General features: G+C 71.5%; 20 protein-coding genes. 10 read left to right on the top strand and 10 right to left on the bottom strand.

Annotated features, from left to right (window positions below; genetic code table 11):
- The first annotated feature begins 16 nt into the window (after nt 1–16).
- Nucleotides 17–1,474, top strand: a complete 1,458-nt coding sequence (locus tag ABZ404_RS29365) for an aldehyde dehydrogenase family protein (RefSeq protein WP_358831935.1) — start codon at nt 17–19, stop codon at nt 1,472–1,474.
- A 73-nt stretch (nt 1,475–1,547) separates the two neighbouring features.
- A complete protein-coding gene (locus ABZ404_RS29370; protein ID WP_358831934.1) occupies nt 1,548–2,150 on the top strand; it encodes a PadR family transcriptional regulator in 603 nt (200 codons plus the stop codon).
- A gap of 141 nt (nt 2,151–2,291) precedes the next feature.
- Here ABZ404_RS29370 and ABZ404_RS29375 read toward each other — a convergent pair whose 3' ends face one another.
- The gene (locus ABZ404_RS29375; protein WP_358831933.1) at nt 2,292–3,722 is read right to left on the bottom strand and encodes a glutamate decarboxylase; all 1,431 of its coding nucleotides are present in this window, start codon (nt 3,720–3,722) and stop codon (nt 2,292–2,294) included.
- A gap of 16 nt (nt 3,723–3,738) precedes the next feature.
- Nucleotides 3,739–4,104, bottom strand: coding sequence for a YbjQ family protein (locus tag ABZ404_RS29380; RefSeq protein ID WP_358831932.1), 366 nt, complete (start codon nt 4,102–4,104; stop codon nt 3,739–3,741).
- A gap of 172 nt (nt 4,105–4,276) precedes the next feature.
- Between ABZ404_RS29380 and ABZ404_RS29385 the strand changes: the two genes are divergently transcribed.
- Nucleotides 4,277–4,978 carry a VTT domain-containing protein gene (locus ABZ404_RS29385; RefSeq protein ID WP_358831931.1) on the top strand — a complete coding sequence of 234 codons (702 nt, stop codon included), beginning with the start codon at nt 4,277–4,279 and terminating at the stop codon, nt 4,976–4,978.
- A 50-nt stretch (nt 4,979–5,028) separates the two neighbouring features.
- Here ABZ404_RS29385 and ABZ404_RS29390 read toward each other — a convergent pair whose 3' ends face one another.
- Nucleotides 5,029–6,729: a threonine/serine exporter family protein gene (locus ABZ404_RS29390; protein ID WP_358831930.1), complete on the bottom strand. Its 1,701-nt coding sequence runs from the start codon at nt 6,727–6,729 to the stop codon at nt 5,029–5,031.
- Between the two features lie 71 nt (nt 6,730–6,800).
- Nucleotides 6,801–7,295: an inorganic diphosphatase gene (locus ABZ404_RS29395; RefSeq protein ID WP_101389400.1), complete on the bottom strand. Its 495-nt coding sequence runs from the start codon at nt 7,293–7,295 to the stop codon at nt 6,801–6,803.
- 238 nt (nt 7,296–7,533) lie between these two features.
- Between ABZ404_RS29395 and dacB the strand changes: the two genes are divergently transcribed.
- From dacB to folE, 6 genes are all read left to right on the top strand, one after another.
- Nucleotides 7,534–8,901, top strand: a complete 1,368-nt coding sequence (dacB, locus tag ABZ404_RS29400) for a D-alanyl-D-alanine carboxypeptidase/D-alanyl-D-alanine-endopeptidase (protein WP_358831956.1) — start codon at nt 7,534–7,536, stop codon at nt 8,899–8,901.
- A gap of 54 nt (nt 8,902–8,955) precedes the next feature.
- On the top strand, nt 8,956–10,095 hold the full coding sequence (locus ABZ404_RS29405; protein WP_358831929.1) for a zinc-dependent metalloprotease: 1,140 nt from the start codon (nt 8,956–8,958) through the stop codon (nt 10,093–10,095).
- A 209-nt stretch (nt 10,096–10,304) separates the two neighbouring features.
- Nucleotides 10,305–11,375 carry a tRNA lysidine(34) synthetase TilS gene (gene tilS / locus ABZ404_RS29410; protein ID WP_358831928.1) on the top strand — a complete coding sequence of 357 codons (1,071 nt, stop codon included), beginning with the start codon at nt 10,305–10,307 and terminating at the stop codon, nt 11,373–11,375.
- 52 nt (nt 11,376–11,427) lie between these two features.
- Nucleotides 11,428–11,967, top strand: coding sequence for a hypoxanthine phosphoribosyltransferase (gene hpt / locus ABZ404_RS29415; RefSeq protein ID WP_159689106.1), 540 nt, complete (start codon nt 11,428–11,430; stop codon nt 11,965–11,967).
- Nucleotides 11,968–12,148: 181 nt separating this feature from the next.
- Nucleotides 12,149–14,176: an ATP-dependent zinc metalloprotease FtsH gene (gene ftsH, locus ABZ404_RS29420; protein WP_358831927.1), complete on the top strand. Its 2,028-nt coding sequence runs from the start codon at nt 12,149–12,151 to the stop codon at nt 14,174–14,176.
- A 109-nt stretch (nt 14,177–14,285) separates the two neighbouring features.
- On the top strand, nt 14,286–14,891 hold the full coding sequence (folE, locus tag ABZ404_RS29425; protein ID WP_358831926.1) for a GTP cyclohydrolase I FolE: 606 nt from the start codon (nt 14,286–14,288) through the stop codon (nt 14,889–14,891).
- A 94-nt stretch (nt 14,892–14,985) separates the two neighbouring features.
- Here the strand turns inward: folE and ABZ404_RS29430 are convergent, their stop codons facing one another.
- The 6 genes from ABZ404_RS29430 to ABZ404_RS29455 form a co-directional block, all read right to left on the bottom strand.
- Nucleotides 14,986–15,465 (bottom strand): DUF3180 domain-containing protein, encoded by a 480-nt coding sequence (locus ABZ404_RS29430; protein WP_358831925.1) that lies wholly within the window; start codon nt 15,463–15,465, stop codon nt 14,986–14,988.
- A 52-nt stretch (nt 15,466–15,517) separates the two neighbouring features.
- Entirely contained in the window at nt 15,518–16,132 is a 615-nt protein-coding gene (folK, locus tag ABZ404_RS29435; protein ID WP_358831924.1) for a 2-amino-4-hydroxy-6-hydroxymethyldihydropteridine diphosphokinase, read from the bottom strand.
- Nucleotides 16,129–16,488: a dihydroneopterin aldolase gene (folB, locus tag ABZ404_RS29440; protein WP_101389407.1), complete on the bottom strand. Its 360-nt coding sequence runs from the start codon at nt 16,486–16,488 to the stop codon at nt 16,129–16,131. The genes folK and folB overlap by 4 nt, the downstream gene beginning before the upstream one ends.
- A 207-nt stretch (nt 16,489–16,695) precedes the next feature.
- A complete protein-coding gene (locus tag ABZ404_RS29445; RefSeq protein WP_358831923.1) occupies nt 16,696–17,157 on the bottom strand; it encodes a nuclear transport factor 2 family protein in 462 nt (153 codons plus the stop codon).
- Nucleotides 17,154–18,155, bottom strand: coding sequence for a dihydropteroate synthase (folP, locus tag ABZ404_RS29450; RefSeq protein ID WP_358831922.1), 1,002 nt, complete (start codon nt 18,153–18,155; stop codon nt 17,154–17,156). The genes ABZ404_RS29445 and folP overlap by 4 nt, the downstream gene beginning before the upstream one ends.
- A gap of 42 nt (nt 18,156–18,197) precedes the next feature.
- A complete protein-coding gene (locus ABZ404_RS29455) occupies nt 18,198–18,623 on the bottom strand; it encodes a MarR family transcriptional regulator (RefSeq protein ID WP_358831955.1) in 426 nt (141 codons plus the stop codon).
- Nucleotides 18,624–18,860: 237 nt separating this feature from the next.
- On the opposite strand from ABZ404_RS29455, the gene ABZ404_RS29460 reads away from it, so the two are divergent.
- Complete coding sequence (locus ABZ404_RS29460; protein ID WP_358831921.1) at nt 18,861–20,372, top strand: MFS transporter; 1,512 nt, start codon at nt 18,861–18,863, stop codon at nt 20,370–20,372.
- Nucleotides 20,373–20,470: the final 98 nt, after the last annotated feature.

Genomic DNA, 20,470 nt, shown 5'->3' on the forward strand with positions numbered 1-20,470 from the left:
AGCAGTAAGGGATGGCATGTCCTTCTTCACCGACCTGGCCCACCAGTACATCGACGGCGAGTGGCGTACCGGCAGCGGGTCGTGGGACATCATCGACTTCGATCCGTACAACGGGGAGAAGCTCGCCGCCATCACCGTCGCCACGGTGGACGAGGTCGACGAGGCCTATCGCGCGGCCGAGCGCGCCCAGGTCGGCTGGGGCGAGACCAACCCCTACAGCCGAAGACTGGTCTTCGAGCGCGCGCTGCGGATCACCGAGGAGCGCGAGCCGGAGATCATCGAGGCGATCGTCACCGAACTGGGCGGCACCCGCCTCAAGGCCGGGTACGAAGTCCACCTCGCCAAGGAGTTCCTGCGCGAGGCGATACAGCTGGCGATACGGCCGGAGGGCCGGATCCTGCCGTCGCCCGTCGACGGCAAGGAGAACCGCGTCTACCGGCTGCCGGTCGGCGTGGTCGGGGTCATCAGCCCCTTCAACTTCCCCTTCCTGGTGACGCTGAAGTCGGTCGCGCCCGCCCTGGCGCTCGGCAACGCCGTCGTCATCAAGCCGAACCAGAACGCGCCGGTGGTCGGCGGCGGCCTCATCGCCAAGATCTTCGAGGACGCGGGCCTGCCGGCCGGACTGCTGAACGTGCTGGTCACCGATATCGCCGAGATAGGCGACGCGCTGATAGAGCACCCGGTGCCCAAGGTGATCTCCTTCGCGGGCTCCGACCGCACCGGCCGCCATGTGGCCGCCGTCGCGGGCAGCCACTTCAAACGGGCCATCCTGGAACTGAGCGGCAACAGCGCGCTGGTGGTCCTGGACGACGCGGACATCGACTACGCGGTCGAGGCGGCGGTCTTCAGCCGTTTCGTCTACCAGGGCCAGGTCTGCATGGCCGCCAACCGCGTCCTGGTGGACCGGAGCATCGAGCAGAAGTTCACCGAGAAGTTCTGCGCCCGGGTCGCGGCCCTCAAGACCGGCGACCCGGCCGACCCGGCGACCGACATCGGCCCGGTCATCAACAGCTTCCAGGCGGACGCGCTCACCGCGCTCGTCGACCAGGCCCTCGCCGAGGGCGCCACCGCGCTCGTACGGGGACGTACGCGCGGCAGCCTCGTCGAGCCGACCGTGCTGACCGGGCTGCCCGAGGACTCCCCGCTGCTGCGGCAGGAGATCTTCGGCCCGGTGGTGCTGCTGCTCTCCTTCGACGGCGAGGAGGAGGCGGTACGGATGGCCAACGACAGCCCGTACGGTCTGAGCGGCGCCGTCCACACCGGCAACGTGGAGCGGGGCGTCCGGTTCGCCAAGCGGATCGTGACCGGGATGATCCACGTCAACGACTCGACCATCCAGGACGAGCCGTTGGTGTCGTTCGGCGGCGAGAAGTACTCCGGGCTCGGGCGGCTGAACGGCGACTCCACGATCGAGGCGTTCACCACCCAGAAGTGGATCTCCGTGCAGCACGGGAGGAGCCTGTTCCCGTTCTGATCCCCTCCCTCGCCCCCTTCCCAGCACGGAGCTGGTTGCTCCCGCGAACGGCCGAGGTCATAGGCTGACGCGCATGTCAGCGATCCGACTCCTCGTCCTCGGCGCGATCCGCCGGCACGGCCGGGCGCACGGCTACCAGGTCCGCAACGACCTGGAGTACTGGGGCGCCCACGAGTGGTCCAACGCCAAGCCCGGCTCGATCTACCACGCCCTCAAACAGATGGCGAAGGAGGGCGTGCTGCTCGCCCACGAGATCGCGCCGAGCACGGCGGGCGGTCCGCCCCGTACCGAGTACGAGCTGACGGAGGCGGGCCGCGAGGAGTACCTCAAGCTGCTGCGGGCCGCGCTGACCTCGTACGACCAGAAGATGGACCTGCTCTCGGCGGCCATCGGCTTCATGGTCGACCTGCCGCGCGCGGAGGTGATGGCGCTGCTGCGCGACCGGCTGGAGCGCCTGGCGGCCTGGCGGAGCCGGGTCACCGAGCACTACACCCCCGAGGAGGGGCCCGAGTCCCTCGGCCACATCGGCGAGATCATGAACATGTGGGTCCACTCGGCGGACGCGGAGGCGGCGTGGACGGACGGCCTGATCGCCAGGATCGCGTCGGGCGCGTACACGTTCAGGGGCGAGGGAGAGCCGTTCGTGGGGGTCCTGGCGGACGACAGCGCCCCCTAGGGTGCCGGTGGCCCGCTCTGGGGTACCCCGCCGGACGGGGTGCCCTACAGGGGCGCGGGGAACCGCGCGAGCAACCACGCACGATCCGCAGTCGAACACGCACCCAAGACCACACACCACCACCCCCCGCCCCACCTCACCTCAGTGGTGGAAGGCCGTGGCCTCCCCCTCCTCCCGCCCGAGCGGAGCGCTCTGCCGCCGCAGCTCCGGCAGGAGCCGCCCCAGGTCCTCCACCAGCATCCCCGCCAGATCCGACGAGAACCCGTTGCGGCACACCACTCGCAGCACCGACAGGTCCTCGCGGTGCGGCGGGAACGAGTACGCCGGGACCAGCCAGCCCCGCTCCCGCAGCCGCCGCGACACGTCGAACACGTCGAACCGCTTCACCTCCGGCGCCGTGGTGAACGCGAACACCGGCAGCTCGGTCCCGCGCGTGAGCAGCCGGAAGTCGCCCAGCGCCTCAATCCGGTCGGCGAGCGAGCGCGCCACGTCCCGGGTGGTCCGCTGCACCGCCCGGAACCCTTCCCGGCCCAGCCGCAGGAACGTGTAGTACTGCGCCACCACCTGCGCCCCGGGCCGGGAGAAGTTCAGCGCGAAGGTGGGCATGTCGCCGCCCAGGTAGTTCACCCGGAAGACCAGCTCCTCCGGGAGCTCCTCCGCCGAGCGCCACAGGGCCCAGCCCACGCCCGGGTACACCAGGCCGTACTTGTGCCCGGAGGTGTTGACCGAGGAGACCCTGGGCAGCCGGAAGTCCCACACCAGGTCCTCGTCGAGGAAGGGCGCCACCATCGCCCCCGACGCGCCGTCCACATGGACCGGCACATCAAGACCCGTACGCTCCTGCAACGCGTCGAGGGCCGCGCAGAGTTCCGCGATCGGCTCGTACGATCCGTCGAAGGTCGAGCCGAGGATGCCCACCACGCCGATCGTGTTCTCGTCGCACAGCTCGGCCGCCGCCTGCGGGTCCAGGTGGAAGCGGTCGCCCTCCATCGGGACCTGGCGCGCCTCGACCTCCCAGAAGGCGCAGAACTTCTCCCAGCAGACCTGGACGTTCACGCCCATCACCAGGTTCGGCACCGCGTCCCGCCCGGGGTAGCGGTCCGCGTTCCGCTTCGCCCAGCGCCGCTTGAGCGCCATCCCGGCGAGCATGCAGGCCTCGCTCGACCCCGTCGTCGAGCAGCCCACGGCCCCGGCCGGGTCGGGCGCGTGCCACAGGTCCGCGAGCATCGCCACACAGCGCCGCTCCAGCTCGGCGGTGCGCGGGTACTCGTCCTTGTCGATCATGTTCTTGTCCCGGCACTCCGCCATCAGCACCGCCGCCTGCGGCTCCATCCAGGTGGTGACGAACGTGGCCAGGTTGAGGCGGGAGTTGCCGTCCAGCATCAGTTCGTCGTGGACGAGCTGGTACGCCGTGGCGGGGGCCAGCGGCCGGTCCGGCAGCCGGTGCCGGGGCGGCGCGGAGGTCATGGAGCCGACCGGGTCGGCCTCCCCGTAGAACGGGTTGAGGGCGAGCCGCCCGTGGTCCTTCTCGTGCTCCCGCGCCTTCTCGCCGCCACCCGGGTGCAGTGCCATGGTCGAGGTCCCCGTCTCAGAGCTTCGTGATCACGACCGCCGTTCCGTACGCGCAGACCTCCGTCCCCACGTCGGCGGCCTCGGTGACGTCGAAGCGCATCATCAGGACGGCGTTCGCCCCTCGCGCGCGTGCCTGCTCGACCAGCCGTTCCATCGCCTGGTTGCGGGTCTGCACGAGCGTCTTGGTCAGCCCCTTCAGCTCGCCGCCGATCATGGACTTCAGGCCGGCGCCGATCTGGCTGCCGAGGTGCCGCGAGCGCACGGTCAGACCGAAGACCTCGCCGATGACCTGCTGGACCTGGTAGCCGGGCACGTCGTTGGTGGTCACGACCAGTACGTCGGACTGCGGGCCCTGCCCGCCGCCGAAATCCTCGATGCTCATCGCGCCGCCTTCCTGGAGGATCCTGGGACCCAGCTTCGTACCCGCCCGGGCACAGCGCATCCCCAGGAGGCCGGTGGAACCTGGAGCCCGGCGGAGGCGTTGATAGCTTTGGCCCGTCAACACGCGCTTACGCGCCCCCCGCCCCCACCCTCACCCAGGAGCGCCGGAACCCGTGACCACCCTCGCACTCGGTCCGAGCTGGCTGGACCCCGACCAGCTGCTGTCGTCGTTCGGCCTGGCCGGTCTGCTGGTGATCGTCTTCGCCGAGTCCGGCCTGCTCATCGGCTTCTTCCTGCCGGGCGACTCGCTCCTGTTCACCACCGGTCTGCTGGTCACCAGCGGCAAGATCGACACCCCGCTGTGGCTGGTGTGCCTGCTGGTGGTGGCCGCCGCCGTGCTGGGCGACCAGGTGGGCTACCTCTTCGGCCGCAAGGTCGGCCCCTCGCTCTTCAACCGGCCGGACTCCAAGCTCTTCAAGCAGGAGAACGTGGAGAAGGCCCACGACTTCTTCGAGAAGTACGGTCCGAAATCGCTGGTGCTGGCCCGGTTCGTGCCGATCGTCCGGACGTTCACGCCGATCATCGCGGGCGTGAGCCGGATGAACTACCGCTCCTTCATCACGTACAACGTGATCGGCGGCGCGCTGTGGGGCGCGGGCGTGACGCTGCTGGGCGCGGCGCTGGGCAACGTCGAGTTCGTGCACAAGAACATCGAGCTGATGCTGGTCGCGATCGTCCTGGTCTCGGTGGTCCCGATCGCGATCGAGTTCCTGCGGGCGCGTTCCAAGGCGAAGAAGGCGGGAGCGGGGGACCGGGGCCCCGCCGACATCGGCTCGCCCCGCCCGCCCCAGCGCAGGCGGCACGCGAAGCGCTGACTCCTGCGTACGGGGGCGCCCCGCGGGGGCGCGGGAAGCCCCCCCGCCCGTCAGAAGCCGCGCGTCCGCTTCGCCGCCTTGCGGGCCGCCCCCGGCGCCTTGAGGAACATCCGCGACATCTCGCTCCCGAGGTTCACCCCGATCGCGATCGCCATCGCCAGCGCCGCCGCCTTGAGAATGTTGGCGAGGCCCTGGTCCCGGTGGTTCTGGGCGATCGCCAGCACCCCGAAGTACGTGGCGCTGCCCGGCAGCAGCGGCCCGATCGCCGCCGTCACGTACGGCAGCGCCGAGGTGTTGCGGTAGCGCGCGACCAGTTGCCCGAAGAGGCCGACGAGACCCGCCGCCACCGCCGTCGCCATGATGGGCGATCCGTGGGCGGTGACCGCGATCGACGCGTAGATCACCCACGCGACCCCGCCGTTCAGCGTGGCGATCCACACGGTGGACCGTTCCTGCTGGAGCAGCACGGCGAAGGTCAGGCAGAGCGCCATCGAGGCGAGCGTCTGGACGACGGGCCGCTCGATGGGGCTCAGGGCGCCCTCCGGGTTCAGCTTGGCGTCGACCTGGAGCCCCCCGTACAGCACGGTGAGCACGCCGATCACGATCGCCACGAAGAAGTACGTGACCTCCAGCAGGCGGGCGGAGGCGGTGATGTAGAAGCCGGTCAGGCCGTCCTGCACGGCGGCCACCAGCGCCCGTCCGGGGATCAGGGCGAACAGTCCACCGGTGATCACCGCGGAGGGCCGCAGATCCCAGCCGAGCAGGCTGAGCGCCACCCCCATCGCCGCGGGCGGCATCGCCGCCACCACGAACTGGTAGAACTCCGGCAGTCCGCGCGCCGCACAGAGCCAGGCGAGCCGGTCGCCCAGGATCGCGCCTGCCGCCGCCACCAGGAACACCGTCACGCCGCCGCCGACCAGCACCGAGGCCGCCCCCGCGAGGACGCCCGCGGCGAGGGTCAGGACCCAGCCGGGGTACGGGTGCCGGTTGCGGCGGATCTCCGCGAGGCGGCGGTAGGCCTCTTCCAGGGTGACGTCGTGGTCGGAGCTGGTCATGTCCGTGACGAGCCGGTGGACGGCCGCCAGGCGCGTGTAGTCGGTGCCCCGGCGGCGTACCGTCCGGTTCGCCGTGACCGGGTCGTCCACCAGGGACGGCTGGTGGGTGACGGCGAGCAGGGTGAAGGTCACCGTCGGCTCGCAGCGGTCCAGGCCGTAGCTGCGGCAGATGGCGAACATCGCCGCCTCGACGTCCTCGGCGCCCTCGCCGCCCGCGAGCAGCAGTTCACCGATACGCAGCGTCAGGTCGAGCACGCGCGGCACGGCGGGCCCGGCGTCATCGGTCTTCAGGGGCGTCTCCGGTACCGGCCGCTCACCCACCGGCATCCGCAGCATGGTGCGCATCCGGTCCTGCCACGGCGCGTCCTTGGACAGGCGCACCAGCGGCAGTCCCGCGGTGGTGACGGTGGCGGACGGCGCCTCGCGGGCCGAGTAGGTGCTGGGCGGCGCGAAGGCCGACGCGGGGGCCTGTTCGGGTGCCGGCTCCGGCTCCGGGACCCCGGCGGGCAGCGCGAACTCGGAGGTCGGCGCGTCCTCCTCCAGAGGGCCGGGCTGCGCCACCCCGTCGGGAGCCGCGAAGGCGCTCCGCGCCTCGTCAGAGGGCTTGCGCTCCTCCGGCTCCTGCTGCTCAGGCACCCCTTGCCTCCCTCCGGTCCCTTGCGTACGCAAGCGTGTGCCCAGTATGTGGGCGATCATCAAGTCGTACGACAACGGGCGGCGCACCCCGGAAGGTGCACCGCCCGTCGTCGTACCGGTTCACAGGCGCGTCAGTGCGCGCCGCCCTGCGCCTCGAGGCGCTTGTAGGAGGCCTTGATCTCCTCCTCGGCCTCGGCGCGGCCGACCCAGTTGGCGCCCTCGACGGACTTGCCGGGCTCCAGGTCCTTGTAGACCTCGAAGAAGTGCTGGATCTCCAGGCGGTCGAACTCCGACACGTGGTGGATGTCGCGCAGGTGCTCGACACGCGGGTCGGACGCCGGCACGCAGAGCAGCTTGTCGTCGCCGCCCGCCTCGTCGGTCATGCGGAACATGCCGATGGCGCGGCAGCGGATCAGGCAGCCCGGGAAGGTCGGCTCGTCCAGGATGACCAGCGCGTCCAGCGGGTCACCGTCCTCGCCGAGGGTGTTCTCCACGAAGCCGTAGTCCGCCGGGTAGCTGGTCGAGGTGAAGAGGCGACGGTCCAGGCGGATCCTGCCGGTCTCGTGGTCCACCTCGTACTTGTTCCGCGAACCCTTCGGGATCTCGATGGTGACGTCGAACTCCACGGGTGGCTCTCCTCCATGATCAGCACATGCATTGGTCGGTTCCCGCGTCCCCCGGGTCGGGCCCGGGACACTCAGCCGGATGGGGCCGCCGGTGCTGACCCGGTGTGCCATGTTCGCGGCAAGACGCAGTTCTGGTGATTAAGTGTCCCTCACGCAGGTGTGTGATCGCGAAAGGGGCTGGTCCTCGGTGCCGGGACCCAAGACATGGCAGCTCATCGCGGGTGCGGCTGCGGTAGGCATGGCAGTGGCGGCCGGAGCGGTGGCAACGGCCGGTCCCTGGGACTCGGGTCAGCGTACGGCCGAGCGCGACCGCGCAGCGGCTCACCGGTCAACAGGTGGCGCACATCACCTGGGCGCGCCCCCCTCACCGGCGCCCGCGCCCAGCGCCAGGGGCGTGCTCGCCGCGCTGAGCGCCCCCGCGGACGCGCCGGCGGACAGCACGCTCGACCAGGTCCTCGGCCCCCTCCTCACCTCGCCCGGCCTCGGCCCGCAGCCCTCCGCCGCCGTGTACGACACGGTCACCGGCAGACAGCTCTACGGGCAGCGCGCGGACACCGCCATGACGCCCGCCTCCACCGTCAAGATCGCCACCGCTGTCGCCGCCCTGTCGGCGCTCGGCCCCGGCCACCGCATCCCCACCACCGTCGTGGCCCCCGCCACCGGCAGCGAGCTCACCCTGGTCGGCGGCGGCGACCCCACGCTCGGCAAGGACGGCCTGCGCGCCCTCGCCGACGCCACCGCCCGCGCCCTGCGCGCCCGGGGCGCCACCACCGCCTCCCTCACCTACGACCTCTCCCGCTACAGCGGCCCCGAGCGCCACCCCATCGGCCCGAACGAGAACATCGCGCCCGTCGTCGCCCTGATGACCGACGAGGCACGCGTGGACGGAAGCGACAGCGGCCCCGCGCCGCGCGGCTGGGACCCGGCCGGGGACACCGCCCGTACGTTCGCCTCGTTCCTGCGCGAGCGCGGCATCACCGCCGGCCCTCCCCGGCCGGGACGGGCCCCGCAGGGCGCCGGGGAGCTCGCCCGCAACCTCTCCGCGCCGCTGTCCGACCTGGTCGAGCGGATGCTCACCAACAGCGACAACGACCTCGCCGAGGCGCTCGCCCGCCAGACCGCCATCGCCGCCGGACGGCCCGCCGACTTCGACGGGGCCGCCAAGGCGGTCGCCGACCGGATCGCCGCGCTCGGCCTCCCGCAGGCCGCCGCAGCCCGGTTCGCGGACGGCAGCGGCCTCAGCCGCGAGAACCGCGTCAGCGCCCAGCTCCTGACCCTGCTCCTCGCGCGCGCGGCCGACCCCGCCCACCCGGAGCTGCGGCCGGTCCTCACCGGTCTGCCGGTCGCCGGGTTCACCGGCACCCTGCGCGCCCGCTACGGGACCGCCTCCGCCGGGACCGGACTCGTCCGCGCCAAGACCGGCACCCTCTCGGGCGTCAACGCGCTCGCGGGCACGGTCGTGGACGCCGACGGCCATCTGCTCACCTTCGCCTTCCTCGCCTCCGCCACCCCCGGCCCCGACGCCGCCCAGCACGCCCTCGACCGCCTCGCCGAGCGGCTCGCCCGGTGCGGCTGCCGGGCCGGCTCCCCGGTCCCCGCCCCGTAATCACCCGGCGTCCGCCCTCCTCCCCCGCGCGGGAGGACAACGTACGGTTGACGCATGACGAGCATCGGTGGTGCCGCTTCCTCTGGGATGGTCGACTGGAACCTCGCGGTGGCGACCGCGACCCGCCTGGTGAGGCCGGGGCCCGAAGTGAGCCGCGACGAGGCACGGGCCGTCGTCGCGGAGCTGCGCGGGCACGCGAAGGCCTCGGAGGAACACGTACGGGCGTTCACGCGGATGATCCCGGAGGGTGTGCGGCCCGCCGACACCCCCGTCCTCGTGGTCGACCGCGCGGGCTGGGTCAAGGCCAATGTGGCCGGTTTCCGGGAACTTCTGAAGCCCCTGCTCGACAAGATGCAGGAGCGCCGGGGGAGCGGCCCGGGCAGCGCCGTCTTCGGCGCGGTCGGCGGCAAGGTCACCGGCGTCGAGCTGGGCATGCTGCTGAGCTTCCTGTCCTCGCGCGTGCTCGGGCAGTACGAGACGTTCGCGCCCGCCACCCGCGAGCTCCCGGCCGGGGAGAACGGCGGCGGACGGCTGCTCCTGGTCGCGCCCAACATCGTCCACGTGGAACGCGAGCTCGACGTCGACCCGCACGACTTCCGGCTCTGGGTGTGCCTGCACGAGGAGACGCACCGCACCCAGTTCACCGGCGTGCCCTGGCTGCGCGACCACCTGGAGGGCGAAATCCAGTCATTCCTCGGGGAGACCGACGTCGACCCGATGACCGTCCTGGAGCGGCTGCGCGAGGCCGCCCAGTCGCTCGCCGGAAGCCGCCCCGAGGGCGAGGAGGGCGACAGCGGGCGATCCCTGGTCGAGCTGGTGCAGACGCCCGCCCAGCGGGAGATCCTCGGCCGGCTCACCGCCGTGATGTCGCTCCTGGAGGGCCACGCCGACTTCGTGATGGACGGCGTGGGACCGCAGGTCGTGCCCTCGGTGGCGGAGATCCGCGAGAAGTTCCAGCAGCGCCGCGCCAAGGGCGCCTCCCGCCTCGACCAGGCCCTGCGCAAGCTCCTCGGCCTCGACGCCAAGCTGCGCCAGTACCGCGACGGCGAACGGTTCGTCCGGGCCGTCGTCGATCAGGTCGGTATGGACGGTTTCAACCGGGTCTGGACCTCCCCCAACACACTCCCGACCAAGGCCGAGATCGCCAAACCGGCGGACTGGGTCGCGCGGGTGCACAGCAGGACGGACGGCTGAGCGGGCGAGCGCCGACCGCACCCCCGTACCCGGAGGCCCCGGCTGTCCCCCGGAAATGCGCAGGATCACCCATCCGAGGGACCGTAGGGCATGGGTAGGCGTGCAATGCTCGGGTATCGGCTCGGTTCTGTCACCATCTACGCACTCTGTGTGACCGATCTTTTCCCTCGTCCCGAGGCACCCCCCAACTTCACCGAAGGGCACCGGACATGGGTCCCCATCCTGCGGTCGCGGCGATACGCCTGGCGGTCCGCCGCGTACTCCACGACGTCCTGCGCGACGCGCTCGTCCTCCACGACGGCCGCACGCCGCCCCCCGACACCCCCCTCGACCTCCCGCGCGCCACCGCGCGCGAGGGCGGCGCCGACGGACCCCTGGTCCTCGTCGCCTGCTCCGGAGGCGCCGACTCCATGGCGCTCGCCTCCGCCCTCGCCTTCGAATCCCGCAAGCTCTCCGTCCGCGCCGGCGCCATCACCGTCGACCACGGCCTCCAGCCCGGCTCCGACCAGCGCGCCGCCGAGGTCGCCGCCCGGCTCACCGCGCTGGGGCTCGACCCGGTCGAGGCCATCACCGTGAAGGTGGGCCGCGAGGGCGGCCCCGAGGCCGCCGCCCGCGACGCCCGCTACGCCGCCCTGGACGCCGCCGCCGAGCGCCACGGCGCCGCCGCGGTCCTGCTCGGCCACACCCGCGACGACCAGGCGGAGACGGTCCTGCTCGGCCTTGCCCGCGGCTCGGGCACCCGCTCCCTGTCCGGCATGGCCGCCGTCTCCGGCGCCCACGGCCGCTACCGCCGCCCCTTCCTCCAGCTCGACCGGCACACCGCCCGCAAGGCCTGTCTGGTCCAGTCGCTGCCCGTCTGGGACGACCCGCACAACGCCGACCCCGCCTACACCCGCTCGCGGCTGCGCCACGAAGGCCTGCCCGCGCTGGAGAAGGCGCTCGGCAAAGGCGTCGTGGAGGCCCTGGCGCGTACCGCCGAGCTCTCCCGCGCCGACGCCGATGCCCTGGACGCCTGGGCCGCCGAGGCCGACCCCTCGGTCCGGGACGAGGCCGGCGAGCTGCTGTGCGGAAAGCTCTACGCCCTGCCCGCCGCGGTCCGCCGCCGGGTGCTGCGCAAGGCCCTCATCCGCGCCGGTTCCCCCGCCGGCTCGCTCTTCGCCCGCCATGTCGAGGAGGTCGACCGCCTGATCACGGGCTGGCGCGGCCAGCGGGCCATCAACCTCCCCGGGCGCGTCGAGGCACGGCGGCAGGGTGGCAGACTGGTCATCCGGCAGAGCTGAGCTCAGTGACGTACAACGAACCAAGAAAGCGGCCCGGGTGAACGAGAAGGACATGGGCACCGACCTCCAGTCGGTGCTCATCACCAAGGAAGAGATCGACGCCAAGCTGGTCGAGCTGGCCGCGAAGATCGACGCGGAGTACGCGGGCAAGGACCTCCTGATCGTCGGCGTCCTCAAGGGTGCCGTCATGGTCATGGCGGACCTGGCCCGCGCGCTGTCCACCCCGGTGACCATGGACTGGATGGCCGTCTCCTCCTACGGAGCGGGCACCCAGTCCTCCGGCGTCGTCCGCATCCTCAAGGACCTCGACACCGACATCAAGGGCAAGCACGTCCTGATCGTCGAGGACATCATCGACTCCGGCCTCACGCTGTCCTGGCTGCTCTCCAACCTCGGGTCCCGCGAGCCCGCCTCCCTGGAGGTCTGCACGCTGCTCCGTAAGCCGGATGCCGCAAAGGTCGCGATCGACGTGAAGTGGATCGGATTCGACATTCCGAATGAGTTCGTCGTCGGATATGGCCTTGACTACGCCGAGAAGTACCGCAATCTCCCCTTTGTCGGGACGCTGGCCCCGCACGTCTACGGCGGCTGAACCGGGCACCCGGACGGGAACTCGGAGCCCCCCTCCCGCGTTGGAGCTTGGGAAGGCGGGTTTGTCAGCCGTCCCTTGCGGTCTCGGGTGACAATGCTGGGGTACCGTCCGAAGAACAGTCTTTACTCACAGCAGCATTTACCTACGGGCAGGAGGGACGGGGCGTTCTCGCTCCGTATGGATGGACGTGAAGCGATACTTCCGTGGGCCGGTCATGTGGATCGTGCTGGCCGTCCTCGCCGTGGTCGTGTTGATGCAGGTCGTCGGCTCGTCGGGCGGCTACAAGACGGTGGACACCTCCGAGGTCGTCCAGGCGATCGACAAGAACCAGGTAGACGAAGCCAAGATCACGACCGGCGACGAGTCGGTCATCAAGGTCGACCTCAAGGACGGCCAGAAGGTCAAGGGCGCCAACAAGATCCAGGCGAGCTACATCGGCGACGCCCAGGGCACCAGCCTGGCCAACAAGCTCCAGGGCAAGTTCGACAGCGGAGACCTGACCAAGGGCTACACGGTCTCCCCCTCGAAGCAGAACCCGATCGTGGGAATCCTGCTCTCGCTGCTCCCCTTCGTCCTCATCGTCGTCGTCTTCCTGTTCCTGATGAACCAGATGCAGGGCGGCGGCTCCCGGGTCATGAACTTCGGGAAGTCCAAGGCGAAGCTCATCACCAAGGACACCCCGAAGACGACGTTCTCGGACGTCGCCGGGGCCGATGAGGCCGTCGAGGAGCTCCACGAGATCAAGGAGTTCCTCCAGGAGCCGGCGAAGTTCCAGGCCGTCGGCGCCAAGATCCCCAAGGGCGTGCTGCTGTACGGGCCGCCCGGCACCGGCAAGACCCTCCTCGCGCGCGCCGTCGCGGGCGAGGCCGGCGTCCCCTTCTACTCGATCTCGGGCTCCGACTTCGTCGAGATGTTCGTCGGCGTCGGCGCCTCCCGGGTGCGCGACCTCTTCGAGCAGGCCAAGGCGAACGCCCCGGCGATCGTCTTCGTCGACGAGATCGACGCCGTCGGCCGGCACCGCGGCGCGGGCCTCGGCGGCGGCCACGACGAGCGCGAGCAGACCCTCAACCAGCTGCTCGTCGAGATGGACGGCTTCGACGTGAAGGGCGGCGTCATCCTGATCGCCGCCACCAACCGGCCCGACATCCTCGACCCGGCCCTCCTGCGCCCCGGCCGCTTCGACCGCCAGATCGCGGTCGACCGCCCGGACATGCAGGGCCGTCTGGAGATCCTCAAGGTCCACCAGAAGGGCAAGCCGGTCGCCCCGGACGTCGACCTCGCGGCCGTCGCCCGGCGCACCCCCGGCTTCACCGGCGCCGACCTGTCGAACGTGCTGAACGAAGCGGCGCTCCTCACGGCGCGCAGCAACCAGAAGCTGATCGACAACCACATGCTGGACGAGGCGATCGACCGCGTCGTGGCGGGCCCGCAGAAGCGGACCCGGATCATGTCCGACAAGGAGAAGAAGATCACCGCGTACCACGAGGGCGGACACGCCCTGGTCGCGGCGGCCTCCCCGAACTCGGACCCGGTCCACAAGATCACGATCCTGTCGCGCGGCCGTGCCCTCGGCTACACGATGGTCCTGCCGGACGAGGACAAGTACTCGACCACGCGCAACGAGATGCTCGACCAGCTCGCCTACATGCTGGGCGGGCGCGCGGCCGAGGAGCTCGTCTTCCACGACCCGACCACGGGCGCGGCGAACGACATCGAGAAGGCCACGGCCACCGCACGCGCGATGGTCACGCAGTACGGCATGACCGAGCGGCTCGGCGCGATCAAGTTCGGCGGCGACAACACGGAGCCGTTCCTGGGCCGTGAGATGGCGCACCAGCGCGACTACTCGGAAGAGGTCGCGGCGCTGGTCGACGAAGAGGTCAAGAAGCTCATCGAGACCGCGCACAACGAGGCGTGGGAGATCCTCGTCGAGAACCGCGACGTCCTCGACAACCTGGTTCTGCGGCTTCTCGAGAAGGAGACGCTGGGCAAGGAGGAGATCGCCGAGATCTTCGCCCCCATCGTCCGGCGCCCCGCGCGCCCGGCCTGGACGGGCTCCTCGCGGCGTACGCCGTCGACGCGCCCGCCGGTCCTGTCGCCGAGGGAGCTGGCCCTGACCAACGGCGCCACCACCGCCAACGGCTCGGCCCCGACCGACGCGGTCCCGACCGAGCAGCTCCCGGCCCCGGAGGACCGTCCCGAGAGCTGATCCTCGGCTCCCGCCGGACCCGGAATGCACGCCGCGCCCCCCAGGTTTTAGCCTGTGGGGGCGCGGCGCTTTCGTACGTCCGTGCAGAGACACGAGGAACGAGGCACAGATGACCGACCCGGTGACGCTGGACGGCCAGGGCCGTATCGGCGAGTTCGACGAGAAGCGGGCCGAGAACGCCGTGCGCGAGCTCCTCATCGCGGTCGGCGAGGACCCGGACCGCGAGGGCCTGCGGGAGACGCCGGGGCGGGTGGCCCGGGCTTACCGGGAGATATTCGCGGGTCTGTGGCAGCAGCCGCAGGACGTGCTGACCACGACGTTCGACCTCGGCCACGACGAGATGGTCCTGGTGAAGGACATCGAGGTCATGAGCAGCTGCGAACATCATCTGGTGCCCTTCGTGGGCGTGGCCCACGTCGGATACATCCCGTCGGCGGACGGAAAGATCACGGGGCTGTCGAAGCTGGCCCGTCTCGTCGACGTGTACGCGCGGCGCCCGCAGGTGCAGGAGCGGCTGACCACGCAGATCGCGGACTCGCTGATGGAGATCCTGGAGCCGCGGGGTGTCATCGTCGTCGTGGAGTGCGAGCACATGTGCATGACCATGCGCGGGGTACGGAAGCCCGGCGCCAAGACGATCACGTCCGCGGTGCGCGGGCAGCTGCGTGACCCGGCCACGCGCGCGGAGGCGATGAGCCTCATCATGGCCCGCTGACGGGGCACGCGGCTCGGTCCGGCGAGGTCCGGTCGGGCGCTTTCCCGCGCCCCAGAGGCCCGGCCAAGCCGCCGTGGCGCCCCAGGAAGCCCGGCTAAGCCGCCGGGACCTCTCCCTCGTCCTCGTCGTCCGGCAGCTTGCACACCCGTTCCAGGAAGAACGCCGCCGCGACCACCGCGATGCCCGCCGCCACCGAGAAGGCCGCGTAGATCGCCTGGTCGCGGCGGGCCGGGATGTCCAGGGAGCCGAGGAGGAAGACGCCCGTTCCGCCGTACATCCCCGAGACCAGGGCGGCCACCAGGGCGCTGGACTGGCCGAAGACCACCGCGCGGGCCGCCATCAGGGGCTCGACGCCCTTCGCGCCGGGGCGTCGTTCGCGCTGGGCGCGCAGGCGGGCGCGGATGGAGAGGGCCGTGGCCAGGAGGATCACCGCGATCACGGCCAGGACGATGGGCGCGGCCAGCGGGACGCTCGGCAGGGTGCCCAGGGAGTCCCACAGCCGGGCGCCTGCCCAGGAGAGCACTCCGGCGACGGCGAAGAGTCCCGCCAGTACGCCCAGCCTCAGTTGTTTCACCGAAGAGTGCCCTTCATGTCGCCGGTCTTGCTCGCCGTCAGCAGCCTAACGATTACTCGGGCAGGCGGAGTTCCAGGTCGGCGCGCGGCAGCACACCTTCGCGGCCGATCGTGGCGAGCAGGGTGGCGACCGGGCCGCGGCCGGGGACCTGGGCCTCGGGGTCCACGTCCTGCCAGGGGGCGAGGACGAACGCCCGCTCGTGGGCGCGCGGGTGGGGGAGCGTCAGGACCGGGTCGTCCAGGACGAGATCGGCGTAGGCAACGATGTCGACGTCGATCGTGCGCGGGCCCCAGCGCTCCTCGCGGACCCGGTCGAAGGCCTCCTCGATGGCCTGGCCGCGCTCCAGCAGGGACGAGGGCGGCAGGGTCGTCTTCACCACGACCACCGCGTTGAAGTACGAGGGCTGGGAGCCGGGGGCGACGCCCCACGGCTCCGTCTCGTACACCGGGGAGACCGCTTTGACCCGCAGGCCGGGCGTGTCCTCCAGCGCGTCGATCGCGCCCTGGAGCGTCTCCAGGCGGTTGCCGAGGTTGGAGCCGAGCGAGATCACGGCTCGTTGCGGGTTGGACAGGGTGACGTCGGCCGCGTCCACCTGCTCGACCACGGACGTGGGCACCGGCTGGACGGTCGGGTCGCTCTGCGAGCTCTTGTGGGAGGACACAGTCATACTCGGCTCCGGGTGATGGTGATGGTCACGTCGTCGAAGGGGACGGTGATCGGCGCGTCGGGCTTGTGGACGCACACCTCCACCTGCTGGACCCCCGCATGCTTCAGACACTGCTGGGCGATGCGCTCGGCCAGCGTCTCGATCAGGTCGACCGGCTCGCCCTGGACGACGTCCACGACTTCCTCGGCCACCACGCCGTAGTGCACGGTCTTCGCCAGGTCGTCGTCGGCCGCCGCGGGGCGGGTGTCGAGGCCGAGCACCAGGTCCACGATGAAGGTCTGGCCCTCTTCGCGCTCCCGGGGGAAGACGCCATGGTGCCCGCGGGCCTTGAGGCCGCGCAGCGCGACACGATCCACGCGAATCACTCCTGCTGTCGTTGGTCGGTCGGGCACCCGCCGCGTGCGGGCGGCTCCGTACCCACCATCGAATCTACCTGCGGGCACTGACAGTGCTCGCCCACGGGGGCTATGGACAGACGGCGTCGGGACTGGTACCCGCCCCTACCCATGCCCTCCTGTTTCAACCCTCGGGAGCGGGCTGTTCAGCCGCCGGTATCCGGGGCTTCAGTCCTGGGGCCCCTCGTCCTCGTCCGTTTCGGTCAGGACGGGCGAACCGTGGTGGGACCAGAGCTTCCAGCCCTCGGATGTGCGGCGGAACACATTGGTGGCGACCACGAGCTGGCCCACCAGCGGCCCGAGCTCGCCGCTCTCCTGGGCGGGTCCGCCGCTGAGGATGTTCTCGGTGCAGGTGACCAGGGCGGTGTCGGCGAGGACGACGACCTTCACATCGGTGAGGAAGAACTGGATGTACTCCGTGTTGGCCATGATCAGCGCGTACGAGCGGAGCACCTCGCCGCGTCCGGACAGGACCGGCCAGCCGGGGTGGACGCAGGAGATGGAGGTGTCCCCGGCGTCGGCGGCGCTGAGCCACAGGTCGGAGAGCTCGTCGAAGTCGCCGCGCTCCAGCGTCTCGTAGAAGGCGGTGTTGGCCTGCTCGACCGCCTCGACGTCGGTGCGGGCCGTCACGCGGTCGCCCCGGTCGCCCCGGTCGACATGGTCAGCCCTGCCGTCGACGCGGGCCCTGCTGTCCCGGTGAGCCCGGCCGTCCCCGTCATCCCCGTCATCCCCGTCGCCCCCGTAGTTCCCGTCGCCCCGGCCGTCGCGCCCGAGGCCCCTTCGACCGCGCGCGCGACGCGTACGGCGTCGGCCGTGGCGCGGACCTCGTGAACCCGGACCGCCCAGGCGCCCTCGTGGGCGGCGATGGCGGAGACGGCGGCGGTGGCGGCGTCCCGTTCGCGGGCGGGGGGCGGGCCGGAGCCGTCGCCGGCCAGGACGTGGCCCAGGAACCGCTTGCGGGAGGCGGCGACGAGCAGGGGGCGGCCCAGCGCCCGCAGCTCGGCCAGGTGGGCGACGAGGGCCAGGTCGTGCTCGGCCTGCTTGGCGAAGCCGAGACCGGGGTCGATGACGATCCGCTCGGGCGCGATGCCGCCGGCGACGACCGCCTCCACGCGCGCGTGGAGCTCGGCGAGCACTTCGGCGACCACGTCCCCGTACACCGCCCGGCTGTTCATGTCCTGGCTGAAACCGCGCCAGTGCATGACGACGAAGGGGGCCTCGGTGGCGGCGACCACGGGGATCATGTTCGGGTCGGCGAGGCCGCCGCTGACGTCGTTGACGAGCAACGCGCCCGCCGCGACGGCCTGTTCGGCGACGCTGGCGCGCATGGTGTCGACGGAGACGGTGACGCCCTCGGCGGCGAGGCCGCGCACCACGGGGACGACCCGGCGCAGCTCCTCGTCCTCGTCGACGCGGGTGGCGCCGGGGCGGGTCGACTCGCCGCCGACGTCCACCAGATCGGCGCCCTCGGCGACGAGGTCGAGGCCGTGCTTGACCGCGGCCGCGGTGTCGAACCAGCGGCCGCCGTCGGAGAAGGAGTCCGGCGTGACGTTGACCACGCCCATCACCGCACAGCGGTCCCACTCGGGCAGCCCGGTCACCGTGCCCCGTCGGCGCAACGTACTCATACGTCCAGCGTAGGCGTCAGCCGGTGGTCCGCGGACCAGAGGTCAGCCGACGGTCCGGGGGCGCGGGCCGGGGCGGGCGGCGGGGCCGGTGAACAGACGGCGCAGCAGTGCGTGCAGGGCGTCGCGGTCGGCGGTGGCGAGGGCGTCCAGGGCGCTGTGGGTGCCGTGCATCCCGGCGCGGACGGTCTCGACGGCCCGCAGGCCCTCCTCGGTGAGGAGGACGTTCTTGACCCGGCGGTCGGTGGGGCTGGGTTCGCGGCGGACCAGGCCGCGGGTTTCCAGCCGGTCCACGATCCCGGTGACGTTGGAGGCGTCGCAGTGGAGCGTGGTGGCGAGGGAGCGCATGGCGGCGGGGCCGCGGCGCAGCACGGTGAGGGCCTTGGCCTGGCTGGCGGTGAGGCCGGCCTCGGCGGCGGCGGTGGTGAAGTCGCCGTAGTAGTCCGCCAGGGAGTCCCAGAGGGCGTCCATGAGCGCGTCGTTCGTGACGGCGTCGGTCACGGCGGCCGGGCGGCTGGTTCCAGACATGGCGCCACCTTACCGCGAGAAACTTGACGATCTCAACCTTTGAGGTTTACCGTCACTCTAGTTGCTTGGGGTAATCAAGCACTTGAGGTAGTCAAGCTTCGCAGGGGCGCCGGAAGGCGTCCGCGGAAGCGCCGGCGGCCTCCAGCACATCCCTCCCTCCGGACTCCTACGGAAGAAACCGTGACTCCCACACATCACGCGGCGCCCACGCGCCCCACCGGCGGCCCCGCGCTCGTCCTGGTCCTCGGGCTGGCCGCCATGGTCGTCTCGATGATGCAGACCCTGGTCGTGCCGATCCTCGGCATCATCCAGAACGACCTCGGCACCTCCACCGCCAACGTCAGCTGGGTCACCACCGCGACCCTGCTCTCCGCCGCCGTCTTCACCCCGCTGCTCGGCCGCTTCGGCGACATGCACGGCAAGAAGCCCACGCTCATAGGCGTCCTGGTGCTGATGGTCGCGGGCTCGGTCCTCGCGGCCACCACCAGCTCCCTGCTCTGGCTGATCGTCGGCCGCGTCATGCAGGGCGCCGCCACCGCGATCTTCCCGCTGGCCCTCTCGGTGCTGCGCGAGGAGATCCGCCCGGAGAAGCTGCACGGCGCGATGGCGCTGGTCAGCGGCACCCTGGCGTTCGGCAGCGGCCTCGCCCTCGTCGGCGCCGGCCTGCTGACCCAGGGCGACAACCCCGACTACCACCGCGTCTTCTGGCTGGCCGCCGTGCTCGCCGTCGTCGCCCTGGTCGCCGTCGTCGCGGGCGTCCCGGCCTCGCGCCACAAGCCCGGCGGGCGCACCGACTGGATCGGCGCGGCGACCCTCGCCGCGGTGCTCGTCCTGCTGCTCCTGCCGATCTCGCAGGGCCACGAGTGGGGCTGGACCTCCGTGCGCACCCTCGGCCTCTTCGTCGCCTCCGTCGTGATGGCCGCGGTCTGGGTCCTGGTCGAGCGCAAGGTCAAGGCGCCGATGGTGGACATGAAGATGTTCGCCCACCGCCCGGTGCTCTTCACCAACCTGGCCGGCCTGCTGCTCGGCTTCGCGATGTTCTCGCAGTTCATCGGCGTCTCGTACCTGGTGCAGATGCCGGAGAAGGTCACGGGCTACGGGTTCACCGCCTCGGTGTTGCGCGCCTCGGTCGAGTACCTGCTGCCCACGACGATCATGTCCCTGGTCGCCGCCCAGGCCGGCGGCATGCTGGTGCGCCGCATCGGCGCCCGCTTCACGCTGACGGCCGGTGCCGCGTTCGGTGTCCTCGGCTTCGCCTGGCTGACCGGCGCGCACGACTCCAGCGCCTCGGTGATCATGGCCGGCATGGTGATCGGTGTGGCGATCAGCTTCGGTTACGCGGCGATGCCCGCGCTGATCGTGGCGAGCGTCCCGCACCACCAGACGGGCATCGCCAACGGCATCAACTCGATCTCCCGGTCGGTCGGCAGCGCGATCGCCAGTGCGGTGATCACGTCGCTGCTCGCCTCCAAGACGATCGAGCACCTGCCGGCCGGGGTTCCGCCGCTGCCGCAGGAGAGCCAGTTCACGCTGAGCTTCGCGCTCGCCGGGGCCGCGTTCCTGCTGGTGGTCCTGGTCGCGCTGGTCGGCCTGCACTCCGACCGCAAGCCGAAGGCGCCGGAAGCGGACGCCGTGACGGAGAAGGCCGACGAGCCGGAGAAGGCCGCCGAGCCGGAGACCGCCTCCGCGTAAGACGAAGAGGGGCCCGGGGGCCGGGGCCCCGGCCCCCCAGAGCGGGAAGCAGGGAAGAGAGGGGGGGGGGGGGAGAGGGGGAAAGGGGGGGGGTGGGT

It is taken from the genome of Streptomyces sp. NPDC005878 (genome assembly GCF_040629815.1).
Lineage (GTDB): Bacteria > Actinomycetota > Actinomycetes > Streptomycetales > Streptomycetaceae > Streptomyces.

Excerpts from the sequence above, each read along its gene's own strand:
- folE (WP_358831926.1), top strand. The coding sequence starts at position 14,286 with ATGACCGACCCGGTGACGCTGGACGGCCAGGGCCGTATCGGCGAGTTC.
- ABZ404_RS29380 (WP_358831932.1), bottom strand. The coding sequence starts at position 4,104 with ATGAGCATCGAGGATTTCGGCGGCGGGCAGGGCCCGCAGTCCGACGTA.
- dacB (WP_358831956.1), top strand. The coding sequence starts at position 7,534 with ATGGCAGTGGCGGCCGGAGCGGTGGCAACGGCCGGTCCCTGGGACTCG.
- tilS (WP_358831928.1), top strand. The coding sequence starts at position 10,305 with ATGGGTCCCCATCCTGCGGTCGCGGCGATACGCCTGGCGGTCCGCCGC.
- ABZ404_RS29390 (WP_358831930.1), bottom strand. The coding sequence starts at position 6,729 with ATGATCGCCCACATACTGGGCACACGCTTGCGTACGCAAGGGACCGGA.
- hpt (WP_159689106.1), top strand. The coding sequence starts at position 11,428 with ATGGGCACCGACCTCCAGTCGGTGCTCATCACCAAGGAAGAGATCGAC.
- ABZ404_RS29375 (WP_358831933.1), bottom strand. The coding sequence starts at position 3,722 with ATGGCACTGCACCCGGGTGGCGGCGAGAAGGCGCGGGAGCACGAGAAG.
- folP (WP_358831922.1), bottom strand. The coding sequence starts at position 18,155 with ATGAGTACGTTGCGCCGACGGGGCACGGTGACCGGGCTGCCCGAGTGG.
- ABZ404_RS29455 (WP_358831955.1), bottom strand. The coding sequence starts at position 18,623 with ATGGACGCCCTCTGGGACTCCCTGGCGGACTACTACGGCGACTTCACC.
- folK (WP_358831924.1), bottom strand. The coding sequence starts at position 16,132 with ATGACTGTGTCCTCCCACAAGAGCTCGCAGAGCGACCCGACCGTCCAG.
- ABZ404_RS29405 (WP_358831929.1), top strand. The coding sequence starts at position 8,956 with ATGACGAGCATCGGTGGTGCCGCTTCCTCTGGGATGGTCGACTGGAAC.
- ftsH (WP_358831927.1), top strand. The coding sequence starts at position 12,149 with ATGGACGTGAAGCGATACTTCCGTGGGCCGGTCATGTGGATCGTGCTG.
- ABZ404_RS29370 (WP_358831934.1), top strand. The coding sequence starts at position 1,548 with ATGTCAGCGATCCGACTCCTCGTCCTCGGCGCGATCCGCCGGCACGGC.
- ABZ404_RS29365 (WP_358831935.1), top strand. The coding sequence starts at position 17 with ATGTCCTTCTTCACCGACCTGGCCCACCAGTACATCGACGGCGAGTGG.